Genomic DNA, 15,658 nt, shown 5'->3' on the forward strand with positions numbered 1-15,658 from the left:
CGATTTTTTCTGGCGCGACCAGGTCTCACGATGGCGCGCCGACGTCACCCGCCAGGAAAAATGGTGGGGCCCCGTCGTCCTTGAGGCCGGCGGTGACCCCGTGCCATACTTACGACGCGTTGAGAGAAGAAGAGGCAAGCGTTGTCGGGGGCTCGATGCCCCCGGCGACGCTGGGATCTTGGCACACCCTCTCCGTCGCGGACCCTTTCAAGCGCGAATCCTCGCCCTGCACAGCCCATAAAAAAAACGGGCAGCGCGCAGCGCAGCCGGTCCAGAACCCTCATGAGCGCGGTAAACTTCCCGCTCAATGGGGAGCACCAAATGGCCGGCTTTGTGGCGGCACATAGGCTTCGAACGGGTTACCCTCGGCAAGATGGCCGAAGGGCGTCATAACATAGTCATTGCCATCCCGGCCGACGCCACAAAGCACGAAACGCTTTTCGCCGGTGACGGCGTCGCGACATTCCATCAGCGCGAGATTGCCATCTTCGGCGGCGCGCATCAGGGTCCGAAAATTCTTCAGATGATGGTCTGGAATAGCCATGTGGGCCTCCATGGTGGACACGGTCCAGACCGTTTCAGTGGCCTGGACCAGAGGAAAATGCGGCGGCAGATCGTCAAACCGGCATGCGCGTCGGCGTCTGCTGCGCAGGCGCCTGATCGCTGACACGGAAGGCGTGGATCGGCGTGCCGGCCTCACGCAGGACCTGGTAGAGGTTCGCTTGCAGTCCCGACCCCTCGCAAAGGATCGCCTCGACGGGGCGCAGCTCAGCGAGTTTGCGATTACGCGTGAAGGGCGCCTTGCGACCGCCGCCGAAAAGGCCGTAGGCCACCAGCGGCACGCCATTGCCCTTGCGCGCCGCCCAGGCGGCGGCAATCTGGTCAACGCCCTTGCGCTGGCCGGTCGTCACCAGCGTCATGTGCGGCACGCGGCGCTTGATCTCGTCAAGCCGCTCCCAGATCTTGGCCCAGTCGTGCCAGATGGCCGGTCCCGACACCACGACGATCGGGCCTTGCGGCGCATGCCGCTCGCGGGTCGCAAGCTGGCGGGCACGCAGGAAATCGAGCGCTGCGATCTGGCTTGCGGTCGAGGCGGACGACGCCTTCGTGCCCCGCGCGGGCGACCAGGGCCAACCGCTGAGCGCCCGATACATTTCGGCGGCATAGTCGCGCATGCACTCCATCGCATCGCGCTGTTCGGTGGTCGATTGGCAGAGAAGCTGCTTGTCCTCCAACTCCCGGTCAAACACTTCGGAGGGGTCCTGACAACGGGCCATCTCCCCCACCTCGTCGGCCAGCGCCTGTTCGCGACGTTCGAGTTTGCCGGCTGTAAAATGGAAGCTGTTGACGAAGCCCCAGGCGATTTCGGCTGCGAGCGGCTCGAGCCTCGTGCCCGTAAACAGGTCGAAGATGGCAGCGATGACGCCGCCGCATTCCGCCTGGGCCGCGACCGGCTCGGGCATCTCATGTTCGCCCGGCTCGTCTCCAAATTCGACGATGGAAAGGCCGAGCGGCTCGCCAAAGGCGGCCTGGAACTCGGGGGTGGCGGTGATCTCGGCATAGAGGGTGGGCAGGTCTGCAAAGCGGTCGATCCTGCGGATGAGTTGATTCTGGGTCATGACGACATGTCCTTGTAAAAGCAGTTGAGGGAACAAAGGCCGGGAGCGCGCGAAGCACCCCCGGCCTGCGCCTGTCGTCAGAACGGGATTTCGTCGTTGAGCTCCCCGGCCGCGCCCATCAAAGCACCATCGGCATCCGCCGTGCTTCCGCCGAAACCACCGCCCGACGGTGCGTCCCCGCTCCGGCTGCCACGCGTGGCCGGTCCGAAATCATCCCGGCGCTGCGGCCGCCGCCAGGCGACGCGGTAGCCTTCCTCGTCCGTCCCGAAGAGCGCGAGTGGGAGAGGTTCGGGAAAGCTCGGATCGTCAATTGAACCCTGCAGAAAGGCCTCACCCGTGGCGTTTGAGGTCTGTTCCCACAGCGCGCCGATCTGGACCCAACGATTGCCATTGAACGTCACGATTTCATAAATCGGCGCACGCTCATTTTGACTTGCAACCGCTCGCAATCCTACCTTTGGCAAGTCGATGCTGCGCGTGGAGATAGCGCCAATCAGACGCCCGTTCTGCTGCTTGATTTCACCGATGTTCATGTGCGTATCCTTTGCGAATGTCTCTCCGAACCCATTTCGGCGACACTCTTCAAAGACCCTCCTTTTCTCTGGGGGCTGGCGCTGGTCTCGCTCGAAGGCACCAGGCAGCCGCCCATCCTCCCCATCGCGATGGGCAGCTATGATTTCACGCCCAGGAGAGAGTATCGGGCAGGCTGGCCTCCCATGCCCGCTGCACGGGCCGACTGGCCCGCGCCACCCTCCCCCGGCAGGCCCTCGCCTTTGCTCTTCCCGGAAGGGGATCGAAGCCCGAAGGGACGGGGCCGGCGCAGCCGGGCCCGATCGGAGCGCAGCTCCGACAAGAGCCCCGGTGCCCGCGAAGCAGGCATCCGCCAAAACCCCTCCTTGCTGCAACCTTGAACATGCCTGCTGGCGCTCGATCACCTGCGCCGGACCTCGGGCATGTGTCGCGCGTGGTCCCTGACAGCACCGCACCGCTTGATCTCATGTTGCCATTATGTTCTTATGATGACCAAGCTTCAACGGGGACCTTCCATGCGCGCCTGGCTAGCCAATTACGACTTCAACCTGCCGCTGATCGATGCGGTCAATGACCCGGATCTGCCCGACATACGCAGCGCGCTGGCGGCGCTATCGCTGGGTGAGGGTCTCGACAGCGGTTATTATGCCGCGCAGGAAATGGCGGACGCGGTGACGCTGGTCTGGAGCGAGGCGCAGGACAAGGTACCGGTCGCCCACGGCGAAGCCGTACGCCATCTGGGCGATATATTGGCGCGGGATGATCTGGGATATCAGCGCCTGCTTTACGAGACCGTGGGCACCCTGCTGCCGCAGGATGCAGCCGGTCATCTTGCGTGGCTGGTCGCAAGGATGGCGGAGCGCGCCGACATGTATCGGGTCGTGCGGGCCGCGGGCATCGGTTCTCCGGCGCTCCCTGGCCGCTAAGACGCGCGTCGATCTCACTGAAGCGGTGCGGCAGCTGTTTACACGGCCGCTCAGAACGCCCGCTTCAAAGAGCGGGCTGCTTGACCGTCACCCAGATATCGACAGGGGATGCGAACTTGCCGGGCGCGGGCTTACCGACATCGATGCGCTCGGCCGTGACCCGCTCACCCGATTCGAGGGTGAAAGTGGCATAGCGCTGGGGCATACGGCCGAAGGTCATCTTCTGGATAGGCCGACCGGTGGCAGCGTTCATGATGGTGGCTGTGATGCTCATGGCCTGCCGATAGCCGAACGCACAGGCGATTGTCCACGGCTCGCAACCCGTCACAGGAAGCCGTCCAGATTTGAAGGGCCGCCCGCTATCACTAGCAGCCCTGTGCTTCCGATTGTCTTCGCCCCATCCATTGCCATTCTTGGCGGCAAGGCATGCTTTCCAGTCCAGCGTATCTTCTGCGTGGGACAGAATTATGCCGACCATGTCCGCGAGATGGGATCGGACCCGGACCGGCAGGAGCCGTTCTTCTTCACCAAGCCCGCCGATGCAATCGTGCCGAGCGGCGCGTACCTTGCCTTTCCGGCGCGCACGCAGGACCTACATCATGAGATCGAGCTGGTGACCGACCTGGGCCAAGGTGGGTCGCATATCGCCGTCGCGGACGCGTCTGCCTGCATCTACGGCCATGCAGTTGGTCTGGACCTGACCCGACGCGATCTCCAGGCTGCGGCAAAAAAGGCGGGTAGACCCTGGGACATGGCAAAGGGGTTCGATCAGTCCGCGCCGATCGGCCTGCTCGTACCGGGAGAGCCACCCGCAGCGGGCGCCATCGACCTCACTATCGTTGGTGCATCGCGACAGACCGGCGATCTGTCGCAGATGATCTGGAGCGTAGCCGAGATCATCACGATCCTATCGACCTATGTCGCGCTGGCACCGGGCGATCTTATCTTCACCGGCACGCCGGCGAGGGGTTGGGCCGATCAAACCCGGCGAGACGATCAGGGCCACGATAGCCGGCGTTCCGCCAGTCGAGGTTCGTTTTCTGGCCTGATCCACGCGCCACGGGAGTGGACCGCTGCCCGACCGCCTTCCCGCCGACGGCCGCGGGCCCAGGGATCAATCACTGCAGCGAGTCCATTCATAGAGGAGATGGGCGTCGGGGTCGGTGGCATCGCCCATGGCGATACGAATCTGTCGTCCATCGCAGGCGAAGCCGGCAGCGCGCGGCAGGGTCAGATAGGATCCGGCAATGATGATATCGCCGGACCGCACGGCATCGACCCTGCGCTCGATGCCAAGGTTGCGCCCGTCCCAGGGCGCATGGATAAGCCTCAATATGTCGCCTGGTTTGATGGTGCGCTTGAACTGGGCCAGCGACATGCGGGGCTCGACTGGATTTTGCAGCGCCGTTCGCGCTGCCAAGCGCGTCCAATAATCTTTGCCGATCGCGACCTCGCTGAAGAAGCTGACCGACATATAGTCCTGATAGATGTTCGAACGCGTAAAACCGAAGCGCTCGATCTGGTCGCGGACCGCGGCGAGCAACGGGTCCCGCAACAGGGGGTCTCGCAGGTCCATAGGCGTGTCGGCGATCTCGAGCTTGATCTTTCGCCCGCCCGCAAAGCGCGTGCGGACGAGCGAGAATCCAAGCGCGGGAAATTGGCAGCGCAGATGGACATCGATCCGGGCGCATAGGGATGCAAGGTCTTCGCGTGCGCGGAACAGGTCGCCGGTATAGGCGAAATTGCCCCGCTCGTCAGTGGGTGTCTCGCTGTAGAGAAGGGGTTCGTTGCCCGCGATTGCGTGTGCGGCATCGACTGGCGATCCAATGCTGTGGGTCATGAAATGTCTCCTGGGAAAGCGCCCGGACGACGTTCGCCCCGGCCTACAGCTCAGCCTCCTCCTCCCCTTCGAATACCCGAAGCCGTGTGGATCGCGCGAACGCCTGTCGTTCGCGTCGTAAGACGGCTTGGCTTTTGCCCATATTTCAGTATGGCTTGGGGCGTCCGCCAGCAGGCGGACCGAGGCGTGGAAACCTCGTTCCAGTAGAGCCGGTCGTTTGCTCCTAACGACCGGGTGGCGGGCATATATGTCCAGGCCACCCGGCTAAAGGTGCTCGCGCTCGTCTACTGGCGGGTTTTCCAACACCCGGTTCTCAGGGGCCGCACGCCTTGCATCTTCATGACAAGGCGTGCCGCCGGCTGAGCGGCCGGGAGCGGCACATGTCCACACAATCGAACACAGCACAGAGACGCGCGCTGGCGATCGCCTATATGGAGAAGGCGCTCGCCGAACTCGAGGCCGACGAGGACGCCATCGTCGCGATGCGGTTACAGCACGCCCTTGATGTTGCGCGAGGGGAAGAAGTATCGCAACCCTCAGTCAAGGACTGATATTTGCAGAGATCTCCGTCGAGCGGCATGAGCGAAGCATGAGGCGGGCGACCCCGCGCTGTGCCAGGATCGTTCGGCGAAGAGTTCAGAATCTACGGCACTTTACTTGATCTTCATTCAAGACGAAGAAGAACGCTGCTCGATTGACCAAGCTATGGAGTAAAGCATGACGGACGCGGAAAAGCCCGATCTCACAACGCTCACCGTGCAGCTTTTGAGCGCCTATGTCGGGAATAACAGCGTTGCCGCTGAAGCTCTGCCCGATTTGATTGCAAAGACTCGCCAGGCTCTTTCAGGAGAAACTGCGCCGGTCATCGCGTCGGCGCCAGACCCTGTCCCGGCCGTCAGTGTGCGGAAAAGCCTGGCTTCACCCGAGCATATTCTCAGCATGATCGACGGCAAGCCGTACAAGACCCTCAAGCGCCATATCGGTATGCACGGCATGACCCCGGCAGAATATCGCAGCCGCTACGGCCTGCCCAAGGACTATCCGATGGTCGCGCCTGTCTATTCCGAGCAGCGGCGCGCCACGGCTGCGCGTATAGGGCTTGGTCGGAAGGGCCGTTCATCCGCAGAGTCGATCCAGTCTGAGCAGGTCGTTTCCGACCCTACGCCAGCCCCTGCGCCACCTCCCCAGCCAGACACTATACCGGCGTCTGCCGACCTGGCAGCGCCTGAAAAGGGCACGACCACGCCAGCGGTCAAGCCCCGTCGCGGCAAGCTTTCCATCGCGCCAGCCCAGAGTCAGCCCAAAGACACCAGCATGCAGAAACCAAGGGCGGTCAAAGCGCCAAAGGCGAAGACTGCAACAACGCCGGATGCCACTGAGGTCGCCGCATCCAAGATTGTTGTCCCAGCCGACGAAACGCCTCTTACGCCAGCAGCCAAAAGCCCCCGTCCGAAAAGAGACAAGCCAAGCGCTCCGATTGATGCCGCGCCGGTTGATAACGGCGCCGCGCCAGCCAAGCGGATTGGACGCCCTCGCAAGCCTAAGGATACTGGACCGGTGGGCTGAACCGGAACGGTCCATCGCCAGCGATGTCCTCGATTCCGGGGACGGCGCATGGCTTCTCGTGCGGCGTCGGGCCGAGGTGGCAATTCATCGAGCGGTAGCCCGAGGCGGCCAAGACCGTTCAACACGTTATGAGGGCTGGTCCCAAGCCATGATTGCGCAGGGACCTTTGCAAAACCTCTGTCGCGTTGCAGCGATCAAATGCGGTTGTAAACATCTCTATCGTATAGGCGCCGCGTGCCAAAAGCGCTCGGCTCGACTGCACCAGCTGCGTACAGGACAATGGCCACTGGCACAGCAGGATATAGGGCCAGCCGGGCTCGGGCGGATCATAATGAGAAAGCAGGATAGGCTGTGCCTGCAGGGCAGAGGATCGATGGTCGAGCAGATCGGGCGCGACAAGATGGGGACGGCAAAGCGCCAGAAAATGCGCCAGTTCGATCATCTCGAGTTCCGTCTCCACCATGATTGGGTAGAAACGGCCAAGCGACAGGGTCGGCGACGCATATCGCGCGGGGATGTCGATAACGACTATATCCGGCATTGCGGCTGTGGACCGGGCATAGACCTGCCGCCTCGCCGCTAGGCTGTCGGTGAGCTTCATGCGAACAAATCTTCTTTAGCGGCGTCCAGGGATCAAGCGGAAGCTTCGCCGATCCGGCGAAGCTTCCCGAGACCCTCATCACATTGGCTGGTCGAGATGGTGGGCGATGGCGGACAGGCATTGCGCCAGCCGTCGTTCGACCATGAGGACGTCGCAAGCCTGGAGCCAGGCGACCTGATCGATGTCGAGGCCGCCGATCCGGTGCAGCAGATAGGCGGTGCGCGCCTCGTCGGGCAGGCCAGCCAATGCCATCCAATGGTGTGCGTTCAGTGCCCGCGGCATAGCGGTTGGCAGAAGGGCCGCCCAATCGACAAGGACCCAGGCCCGGACCCAGACGCCGGCGGTGGACGGGGCAACCTCCGTCTCCCCCTCGTCGATCGTCACCACGTCGAGGGTGAAGTCGGGAAGGCGTGCCATGCTGACGGCGGGCCCGGCGATCGCAGGTGGCGCCGCGGCGTCGAGGTGCACCTCGATCCCGGTGGCCAATGCGCGAGCGCGCGCGCCGAGCAGGACGACGAGCCTACGCCAGAAAGGCGCACGCAGGGGGCTCCGCACCTCCGTAAGGAGGGCGGTGAAGATGTTCGCGATCATGATGAAAATCCTTGTGCGGGGACGCTCTGCGCCCGGGATGGGGTTTAGTTGGCCCGTTCGAGCAGGCGTCGCGCCTTGCCTTCGAGTTCGAGCCTGCTGTCCTGATTGGTCCGGGTCCGGGCGAGCGCAGTGATCCCCTGGACAAAATCATAGACGGACTGGGGCGGATGGCCTTCTTCGGCGAGCACGGTCGCGATGACCTTGCCGGTTTCGGCTTTGGAGAAGCCTGCTTTTCGCAGGAAGCTCTCCCGATCCTCATCCTTGCGGGCGACAATCCGTTCGCGCGCCGCCTTGATGCCGCTGATGAAGGCGGATGGCGAGGAGTCGGCAAAGCGCGTCAGCGCGGGTGCGGCCTCATGCGCAAATCGGTTAGCGGCAAATTTGCTGTGGCGGATCGAAATTTCCTCGAAATTTTCGACGCCCCACAGATTGCGGTTCATGCACACGGCGCGGAGATAGAAGGTCGCCATGCCCAGCGTCTTCGACCCGACCTCGCTGTTCCAGCAGTAAAAGCCGCGAAAATAGAGATCGGGTTCGCCATTGGGCAGCCGCCCCGCCTCTATTGGATTAAGATCATCGACGAGGAAGAGGAAGACATCCCGATCTGAGGCGTAGAGGGTCGTATTGTCGCGGGTGATGTCGATGACAGGGTTGTAGTGCATGGTGCGCCAGTCGAGCCCGCCGGGTACTTTCCAGCGGGTGTCGCCGGTCCCGTTGCCCGCGATTTTCATGACGGCGGCCACCAGTTCATGATCCCAGATCCGGCCATAATCGGGTCCGGTAACGGCACGAAGCTCGGTGCGGCCATTCTGGGTCTCGAGCAATTTCACCTGCTCGCCGCGGTGCGCGAGGAGGCCGTGCTGCATATTGATCCCGGCGAGCGGCGCAGGAAGGCCACGAAGATAGGATGCCGGAGCGCCCACGAGGCTACACATTTGCCCAAAGGACCAGTGGGTCGGGAGCACCGGGTCGGACCTTCCTGGCACATGCAGCATCAGCCGTTCCGGGTCATCGGTCCGGGCCTCGACGCGAACGGCCCGGCTCTCGACGATGCGTGCCGTGGCATTGTCAGCCCGGGTGCGGACCTTGTCATACAGGTCGCCAAGGGAGAGAAAGCGCTCGTCGTCGGGACGCGAAAACCATTCGGACGACACGCGAGAGTTGTTCTGGCCGCGTGAGACATCGACGCGATAAGGTTGCGGCGCGGGACGCGCGGCGGGTGCGGACATGTTCATGACAGTCTCCTTGAAGGGTTGACCGGCGATTCGACGGAATCCCAATCCCGACCCTCGCCGCAACCCCTCCACCCCCTTCCCTTCTGCCCAGCAGGCGCGATCGGCCGCCCTGACGAGCGGGAATAACTGACGTCATCATATTGGAACTGGTTTACGCTCGCGCGCTACGCAAGCGAGGCTGCGCGCCTCGCGCAGCGCATGTGGCGGCCGACAGAAGGGTTAGGCTAGCAGCGAATCCCAAGGGTTTAGGAGTGCTACACCTGTGGCGCTGAAGTCAGCGACATTGCGCGTGACGACCGTCATACCATGGATGAGGGCGGTTGCGGCAATCAGCGCATCACGCTCGGCCTGGGGATCGGGCACATGGAGCGCCGCGCAACGCTGGGCGATCGCTGTATCAATCGACAGGATGCGGCCAGCGAATGTCGGCAGGACTAATATGTCGATCCAGGCCCGCAGTTGAGCACCCTGAACGGGATCGCGCCGCGCGCGCTGCAGGGTTCCCTGCTCGATTTCCAAAATCGAGATCACGGATAAGTAGAAATAGGCCGCTGGAACACTTGCCGCCCAGGCCACGACGTTCTCGTCGGCCTTGTCGGGTCGGCGCAGCTCGGAAATCACATTGGTATCGAGCAGATACATCAGTCGAGATCGGCGGCTCGGGTGATCGCGCCCATGCGCGGCGGCGTGAATGCAAAATCGTCCCCGCCGGTCTGGGCTATGGCATCGAGGAGTGAGGTGGTTTTGCCTAGCAGCTTCTCATAGTCCGCCATCGTCAAGAGGACGTGCGCGGGCCTGCCGCGATCCGTGATGAAGACTGGGCCTTGCGTCGCGGCCTTCTTGGCGCGTCCCGCGTCCTGGCTGAATTCCCTACTGGAAAAGCTTGTCACGCCCATCGATCACTCCTGCACAGCACCGCCTTCATACCACGGCAATGCCGCCATTGCAATCAATGTAGATATATCTCTACAATATGATTCGTTCGGACCTATCCCTCGGCTCGCTTGTAATTCTGCTGAGGGCATCATCGATGAACTGGCTCGTCGACATGGAATCGATCGCTTGTGCGGTGATGAGGATGGCCTGACCGCCAAAGCCATCGAACCGCATCTGCGAGCACGTGTAGGCGGTCTCGATCGCGATGTGAGAAAGGCTTGGCGAGCGCCGGACAATATCCTGCAGAACCTCCATCCAGTGGTCGTCCATATCGACTTCCAGAAAATCATGCTGGTCATCGTTCTGCGTGACGCAATCGGTCAGGTAACAGGAGGCGACGCAGTCGGCGGGTGACGCAGAGAGCGCCGCGTGAACCTCTTCGAGTTGAAGGACGAAGTTCATTGCCCGCCAGGGGTCGGCGAAGAAATAGACTTCATCGTCGCTGGTCTCGTGAGAAAATATCGAGTTGAGGAGCAATCGCTCGGCGGGGTTCATGTCGGTTACCGGGATGAACGGCGTGACGACGCACTGGCCATAATAATCCGCCATGGGGTGTCTCCATTATGTCAGAAGTGGGGGCTGTCCACCGGCGGCGGCAGACACTGCTTCAGCGCTCATGCCGCGATAGCGAATGGATCGACCGAGGCATGGATCGGCTGCGCACGCCCCATCCAGGGTTCGGGGCGGATGCAGCGGACCCAGTCGGCAAATGACGGAATATAGCCCAGATCCTCAATCACATGCTGTTCGCCGATGAGCCGGACGGGCACCACCCGCCCGGTGGAAATCATGATCGTCGGCCCGAAGAAATGTTCGAGCATGAAGACGCCCTCGGCATGGTGCCGCAAGGCCCGATGGCGATAGTCGGCAATAATGAGTTTGGATGGTTCGTCGAACCATTGATGCAGGGCCAGATAATCCTCGGCCTCCCCGCCCCATTTTTTGGCGCTCGACAGCGCATGATGATAGCAATGTCCCATGACAGCGCTCCTCAAAATTCGTGGCTGTAATCCTCCGTCGCGACATAGCGATCGGCATGTTCGAGACGGATCGTCGCGTTCGCGACATCAAAGGTGAACTCCCCATAGGCGCCATCATTATTCTCCCACCCCGGGTGCGTTGCGCCCAGGAGTCGGTAGGCGTGGGCTTCGAGCGCCCCAGTAAGGGGCATCGTTGCAGCGATAGCGACCTCGTCGTTCCATGGCTGTTCGAACATCTCGACAGGCACGTCCGGGATCTCGAGGCCGATATTGTTGGCATCCAGCGCCTCGACTTCCTCGATCTGGCCACTGTCTCCGCAGCCGTCGAAACGGATAATGACCGTTGCGATGCCGACCGCCGCGAGCGCGGTGAGGAGCGTCGCCTTGTTGACCGGCAGGAGCCTGGCTGCGAGCGCCTCATGGCGGCCCCACCGCAGGCAGACATCCTCTGGGGTTATGATCGGTGCTGAGTCGCCTTTTGGTGTGGTTGGATCTTCCATGTCTGAGCTCCAGGGATTGTGTCCGAGGACCATTCATCGGACACTATCCCCTTCCCCCTTCCCTCCGGCGCCGAAGTCAGGTGGGGCCATCGACCATTGCCACCAGCTTGCCATATTCGACCCCGGCTTCTGCGATGCGACGCAAAATCGTCTCGGCGCGGTCCGTCGGCACGAACAGCCTCGTTTTGTAGGCAATGATTTCGGTGAAGCACCCAAGGGACTTGAGCCATTCACGACGGCCGGGCGGAAAGTTGCGGATTTCGAGGCGCGTGGCATCATTGACCCGAACCCGGGCCATTTCGGCGTCCCCAAGGCCAGGAACGGACAGCGTCTCCCCGGACTGAACGGCCCGCAGCATGTCGGCAGGTGTGAGCGCGAGCGTCATGGCTACCCCGAAGGCCTTGCCGACCTTTTCGACACCCGATGGGGACACAATACGGCCCAGAAGACTGTTGCCTGCGGCATCCGAGACGCGCCAAACGCGCACATCATCGTCCGGCAGCTTGTTCCAGACAGGCAGCAACAGACCGGTTGCAAGGTGAATGGTTTCGATGTCGATCTTGGCCGCCGCTTCATCGACCTCGGCATGCCACAGCCGCTCAAACTCAGCTGGTGCACTTGAAACCCAGGCACTTTCGGCAAGGCGATGATCGCGGATGCGCTCCTGACCGGTAGGCCGCACCAGCATCCACATGCGGATGGGTTCGCCTTCGTTATTCATGACCGGCCAGGACGGTGTGGCGAGCGCGACGCGACCCGACTTTTCGTTGCGGAGCATGCGGTTGCCCGAGATTTGTCCCCACTGCGTCATAAGCCGCGCATAGGCGAGGGCCTTGCGGCGGTGATGGAGTTCCAGGCGCGCCAGGCGGGTCTCGGCACCCGTCGCCGGATCCTGGCGGAGGAGGGTTTCCTCCAGCACCACGATGCGCTCGGTCATGATGGTTTCAACGCCCACATCAAGCGTACCGGCATCGCGCGCTTCGTCGATCCGGGCCTGGATCAGCGCCATATACTCGTCGAATATGGCATCCTGGGTCTCGATCCGCAGGGCAAGGAGGCGGTTCAGCCAACGGTGAATGGGCGGGAGATCGTCAAGCAGGCCGCCGCCGTCCTCGTCAAGCAGCTTGAGGCCCGTCATCGCAATGAAATCGGCAAGACTTGTGCTCGTGAGTTTGCCGCGAAACAGCAGGCTATACCATTGCCGCAGGGCGTCCTTGGCATAGTCGCTCTCGAGATTGTCCGCTGGATCGAACAGATTTTGACCCCCGGTCTGCCGCTGGCCGCGGGTGAGCGCACCCAGGCTGTCGAGCCGCCGCGCGATCGTGCTGATGAACCGGCGCTCGCCCTTGCAGTTGGTCGTGACCGGCCTGAACACCGGCGCGCTCATCTGATTGGTCCGGTTCGATCGACCAAGGCCCTGGATGGCGTTGGACGCCCGCCAGCCCGGCTCCAGGAGAAAATGGATGCGCCGCCGATGTGCACTCGGGCAGTTGCGATCCGCATGATAGCTGCGGCCGGTGCCGCCGGCATCGGAGAAGATCAGGATCGGCTTGCTGCCGGCCATGAATGCCTGCGCCTCAACGATATTGGAGCGGGCGCTACGCCGTTCGATCTTCTGGCGGCCATTGCCATCGAGGATCAACCGACGCGAGCGGCCGGTCACCTCCGCGACACGGTCGGTCCCAAAGCGCGCAATGATATCGTCCAGCGCCATGCCGATCGCAGGAAGCGCGCAAAGGCGTTCGATGAGCTCGTCGCGTCGGGCAATGGCCTCTGCGCAATGCACGGCGTTACCATCGGCATCGACCATCAGTTCCGAGCGGTCATAGCCGTCGCTGCCTTTGAACACCGTCATCATACGGGTCGGGAAGGCCGTCTGGAGATAATCGATCATCGCCTCGCGCGGCGACAGTTCGATGTCGAGATGGGCAGCGTCATCGGCTGAGAGGGACGCTAAACGGCGATCCAGCATAGCCTCGGCGGTCGTCACCAGCTGGACGATCACCTGGTGATCGGCGTCGAGTTCGGCCTCGATGGCAGCCACGAGCGTCGGCAGTTTCATGGCCACCAGGACCTGGCTGAAAAAGCGCTGCTTGGCGCTTTCGAATCGCGAGAGCGCCGACCCCTTGGCCTGGGCATTAAGAGCCTTGCCCGTCATCCGATCGACGATGTTGTTCGCCATGAGCACCTGCTCGAGATTTTTGTGGATGATAGCCCAGCCGTCCGCATAGGCATTATAGATCGCGATCTGCTCGAGCGTCAGCACATGCTCCAGCGGCTCATATTCGACGCCGCGAAAGGTAAGGGCCCGCGCGGTATAGAGACCAAGGGCTTTCAGATCACGCGCGACGATTTCCATGGCGGCGATGCCGCCGTCGGCGATCGCCGTCATGAACGCGGCACGCGATTCAAAGGCGGTACCCGGCCCCCACAGGCCCAGCCGTATCGCATAGCAAAGATTGGCCGGATCGGTGGCGCCGGTGGCCGACACGTAAAGCACGCAGGCGCGGGGCAGGAGATTTTGAAGCCTGACACCCGCCAGCCCCTGCTCGGACCCCTTCTGTTTCCCAAAGCTACTTTGCGTCCCGGCAGCATTGGCCATTTCATGGGCCTCGTCATAGCAAAGCAGGCCATCGAAGTCCGCGCCAAGCCAGGCCAGGATCTGCGAAAGCCGGGATGCCTCATCATGGCGTTGCGAGCGGAGCGTGGCATAGGTCATGAACAGGATGCCGCTCTCCATCGATATCGGCGTTCCAAGCGGGAAGGCATCGAGCGGCTGGATATCAATCGGAAGGCCGCCCAGCGCGGCCCAGTCGCGACGGGCATCCTCGATGAGGGCGCTGCTTTTGGAGATCCAGACGGCCTTGCGCTGCCCGCGGCACCAACGGTCGAGAATACAAGCTGCGACCTGCTGGCCCTTGCCAACCCCGGTGCCGTCGCCCAGGAAATAGCCCATCCGATACGCTTTGCCGGTCGCGTCCGGCGAGAGGAACGTCCCCTTCGAATCCGGCGCGTGAAGCCCCGGAAGGTCCCGTTCGAATGCCTGACCGGCATAGATCACCGTCTCGATCTGCGCGTCGGACAGGGCTGCTACGGCGCATGGCGGCAACATCGGCGTGTAGCTGGGCACTGGGGGCAGGATCGACGACATCGCGATCGATTCGACCAGGCTGTCGGGATGGGGCGTGGCGCCCGGAATGGCGATCCGCGACAGCCGCCAAGGCACATAGATGCCAATTTGATCGCCCGCAGGATTTGGCGCCTCCAGGACGGCATAATCCAGTGGCCGGGGCGCTGAGTCGATGGCAGTGCGACCCTTGGGCGCCGCAGGGGTGCGGATCTTTGCCTGCCCCAGCATGAGAGGTCTTTGACCGGGCTTGAGACGTATCGGCGCAGATGAAATCAGCGACATTTCCGCTGGTGGCATCGGACGAACCGGCATCTGCCGCGCCGGAAGAGAAAGGACTACTTCCAGCGCGTCGTCGAGACAATCGAGCGCCTCACGCTGGGCTATCCCTGTCCAGTTTCTGTCATAGAGCAGTAGGCGCACCGCGATACTGGTACCGTGCCGGGCGAAAGGTTGCCCGACTAGCGTGATCTCCAGGCGGGGCGGGACAAGGTTTGCAACGGCCTGATAGCCCGTCGCGCCGCTGCCATCGGCGCAAAAGCCTGATGGCATGATGGCGACGCAGCGGCCATGGTCGGCAAGGCGCTGAAGCGCTGAACGCAAATGCCGCGCGCCAGCATGCCGGTCGTCTCCACGACCCTCGCTCCGCACGAAGGGCGGATTGATGAGAATGAGGTCGGGTCGTGGCAGAGCAGCCAGATGCGTATCGATATATTCTGCGTCATGGGATGTGACAGGCATGCCCATGATCTCGCTCAGCAGATAGGCACGAACGGGATCCCGTTCATTGAGCTGGAGGGCAGCACCAGCACATTTGGCGTGTAGAGCCAGGAGACCCGTTCCAGCAGAGGGTTCGAGCACAATATCGGCAACGGTTGGCATGGCTGCCTGGCTGGCAAGCCAGGCGAGCGGCAGCGGCGTCGAAAATTGCTGAAGCGCCACCTGCCTTTCCGTTCTGTATCTCTGGGTGGGAAGACGGTCGGCCAGTTCGCGGACCTGCGCCAGGGTTTCAGCCGGACTATGTCCCAAAAGCGCGCCGCCATTCTTCAGGCAGGTGATGACCTGGGCCGCTTCGAGCGCATCATAGGCATCGCGCATCGACCATGCCCCATCGGCATCGGTACATCCAAAGCAGCGCGCCATATGCTGCCCAAGAGACTTTCGTGTGATGGGTTGCCTGGCAAGGAGCGTAGACGCCAGGGCGCG

Annotated in this window: 17 protein-coding genes and 1 pseudogene; 4 read left to right on the forward strand and 14 right to left on the reverse strand. The window is 62.5% G+C overall.

The window, feature by feature from the left end:
- Positions 1-304 precede the first annotated feature (304 nt).
- From BSY17_RS19850 to BSY17_RS19860, 3 genes are all read right to left on the reverse strand, one after another.
- On the reverse strand, positions 305-544 hold the full coding sequence (locus BSY17_RS19850) for a DUF6117 family protein (RefSeq protein WP_069066761.1): 240 nt from the start codon (positions 542-544) through the stop codon (positions 305-307).
- Positions 545-617: 73 nt separating this feature from the next.
- Positions 618-1,619 carry a DUF2493 domain-containing protein gene (locus BSY17_RS19855; protein ID WP_069066762.1) on the reverse strand — a complete coding sequence of 334 codons (1,002 nt, stop codon included), beginning with the start codon at positions 1,617-1,619 and terminating at the stop codon, positions 618-620.
- Positions 1,620-1,696: 77 nt separating this feature from the next.
- Entirely contained in the window at positions 1,697-2,152 is a 456-nt protein-coding gene (locus tag BSY17_RS19860) for a DUF736 domain-containing protein (protein WP_069066763.1), read from the reverse strand.
- 513 nt (positions 2,153-2,665) lie between these two features.
- Here BSY17_RS19860 and BSY17_RS19865 point away from each other — a divergent pair.
- Positions 2,666-3,076 (forward strand): hypothetical protein, encoded by a 411-nt coding sequence (locus tag BSY17_RS19865; protein ID WP_069066764.1) that lies wholly within the window; start codon positions 2,666-2,668, stop codon positions 3,074-3,076.
- A 64-nt stretch (positions 3,077-3,140) separates the two neighbouring features.
- On the opposite strand, the gene BSY17_RS19870 is transcribed toward BSY17_RS19865, so the two are convergent.
- On the reverse strand, positions 3,141-3,350 hold the full coding sequence (locus BSY17_RS19870; protein WP_069066765.1) for a hypothetical protein: 210 nt from the start codon (positions 3,348-3,350) through the stop codon (positions 3,141-3,143).
- A 213-nt stretch (positions 3,351-3,563) separates the two neighbouring features.
- On the opposite strand from BSY17_RS19870, the pseudogene BSY17_RS22115 reads away from it, so the two are divergent.
- Positions 3,564-3,992 (forward strand): annotated as a pseudogene (locus tag BSY17_RS22115) (fumarylacetoacetate hydrolase family protein); the annotation flags it as partial.
- 198 nt (positions 3,993-4,190) lie between these two features.
- Here BSY17_RS22115 and BSY17_RS19875 read toward each other — a convergent pair.
- Positions 4,191-4,916, reverse strand: coding sequence for a hypothetical protein (locus tag BSY17_RS19875; protein ID WP_237236406.1), 726 nt, complete (start codon positions 4,914-4,916; stop codon positions 4,191-4,193).
- Between the two features lie 380 nt (positions 4,917-5,296).
- Between BSY17_RS19875 and BSY17_RS21675 the strand changes: the two genes are divergently transcribed.
- Together BSY17_RS21675 and BSY17_RS19880 are read left to right on the forward strand one after the other, a co-directional pair.
- Entirely contained in the window at positions 5,297-5,467 is a 171-nt protein-coding gene (locus BSY17_RS21675) for a hypothetical protein (RefSeq protein WP_171899277.1), read from the forward strand.
- Positions 5,468-5,633: 166 nt separating this feature from the next.
- Entirely contained in the window at positions 5,634-6,482 is an 849-nt protein-coding gene (locus tag BSY17_RS19880; RefSeq protein ID WP_069066766.1) for a MucR family transcriptional regulator, read from the forward strand.
- 118 nt (positions 6,483-6,600) lie between these two features.
- Here BSY17_RS19880 and BSY17_RS19885 read toward each other — a convergent pair whose 3' ends face one another.
- The 9 genes from BSY17_RS19885 to BSY17_RS19925 all read right to left on the reverse strand — a co-directional run bounded on the left by BSY17_RS19885 (position 6,601) and on the right by BSY17_RS19925 (position 15,595).
- Positions 6,601-7,083 carry a hypothetical protein gene (locus BSY17_RS19885; RefSeq protein ID WP_069066767.1) on the reverse strand — a complete coding sequence of 161 codons (483 nt, stop codon included), beginning with the start codon at positions 7,081-7,083 and terminating at the stop codon, positions 6,601-6,603.
- Positions 7,084-7,161: 78 nt separating this feature from the next.
- Positions 7,162-7,674, reverse strand: coding sequence for a hypothetical protein (locus BSY17_RS19890; RefSeq protein ID WP_069066768.1), 513 nt, complete (start codon positions 7,672-7,674; stop codon positions 7,162-7,164).
- Between the two features lie 44 nt (positions 7,675-7,718).
- Entirely contained in the window at positions 7,719-8,909 is a 1,191-nt protein-coding gene (locus tag BSY17_RS19895) for a DUF932 domain-containing protein (protein WP_069066769.1), read from the reverse strand.
- A 219-nt stretch (positions 8,910-9,128) separates the two neighbouring features.
- A complete protein-coding gene (locus BSY17_RS19900) occupies positions 9,129-9,551 on the reverse strand; it encodes a type II toxin-antitoxin system VapC family toxin (RefSeq protein WP_171899278.1) in 423 nt (140 codons plus the stop codon).
- On the reverse strand, positions 9,551-9,805 hold the full coding sequence (locus BSY17_RS19905) for a type II toxin-antitoxin system Phd/YefM family antitoxin (protein WP_069066771.1): 255 nt from the start codon (positions 9,803-9,805) through the stop codon (positions 9,551-9,553). The genes BSY17_RS19900 and BSY17_RS19905 overlap by 1 nt, the downstream gene beginning before the upstream one ends.
- Before the next feature lie 70 nt (positions 9,806-9,875).
- A complete protein-coding gene (locus BSY17_RS19910; protein ID WP_069066772.1) occupies positions 9,876-10,394 on the reverse strand; it encodes a hypothetical protein in 519 nt (172 codons plus the stop codon).
- Positions 10,395-10,459: 65 nt separating this feature from the next.
- On the reverse strand, positions 10,460-10,825 hold the full coding sequence (locus BSY17_RS19915) for a DUF6915 family protein (RefSeq protein WP_069066773.1): 366 nt from the start codon (positions 10,823-10,825) through the stop codon (positions 10,460-10,462).
- An 11-nt stretch (positions 10,826-10,836) separates the two neighbouring features.
- On the reverse strand, positions 10,837-11,325 hold the full coding sequence (locus BSY17_RS19920) for a DUF6878 family protein (protein ID WP_069066774.1): 489 nt from the start codon (positions 11,323-11,325) through the stop codon (positions 10,837-10,839).
- Between the two features lie 76 nt (positions 11,326-11,401).
- Positions 11,402-15,595: a strawberry notch family protein gene (locus BSY17_RS19925; RefSeq protein ID WP_237236409.1), complete on the reverse strand. Its 4,194-nt coding sequence runs from the start codon at positions 15,593-15,595 to the stop codon at positions 11,402-11,404.
- Positions 15,596-15,658 lie beyond the last annotated feature (63 nt).

This window comes from Sphingobium sp. RAC03, assembly GCF_001713415.1.
Lineage (GTDB): Bacteria > Pseudomonadota > Alphaproteobacteria > Sphingomonadales > Sphingomonadaceae > Sphingobium.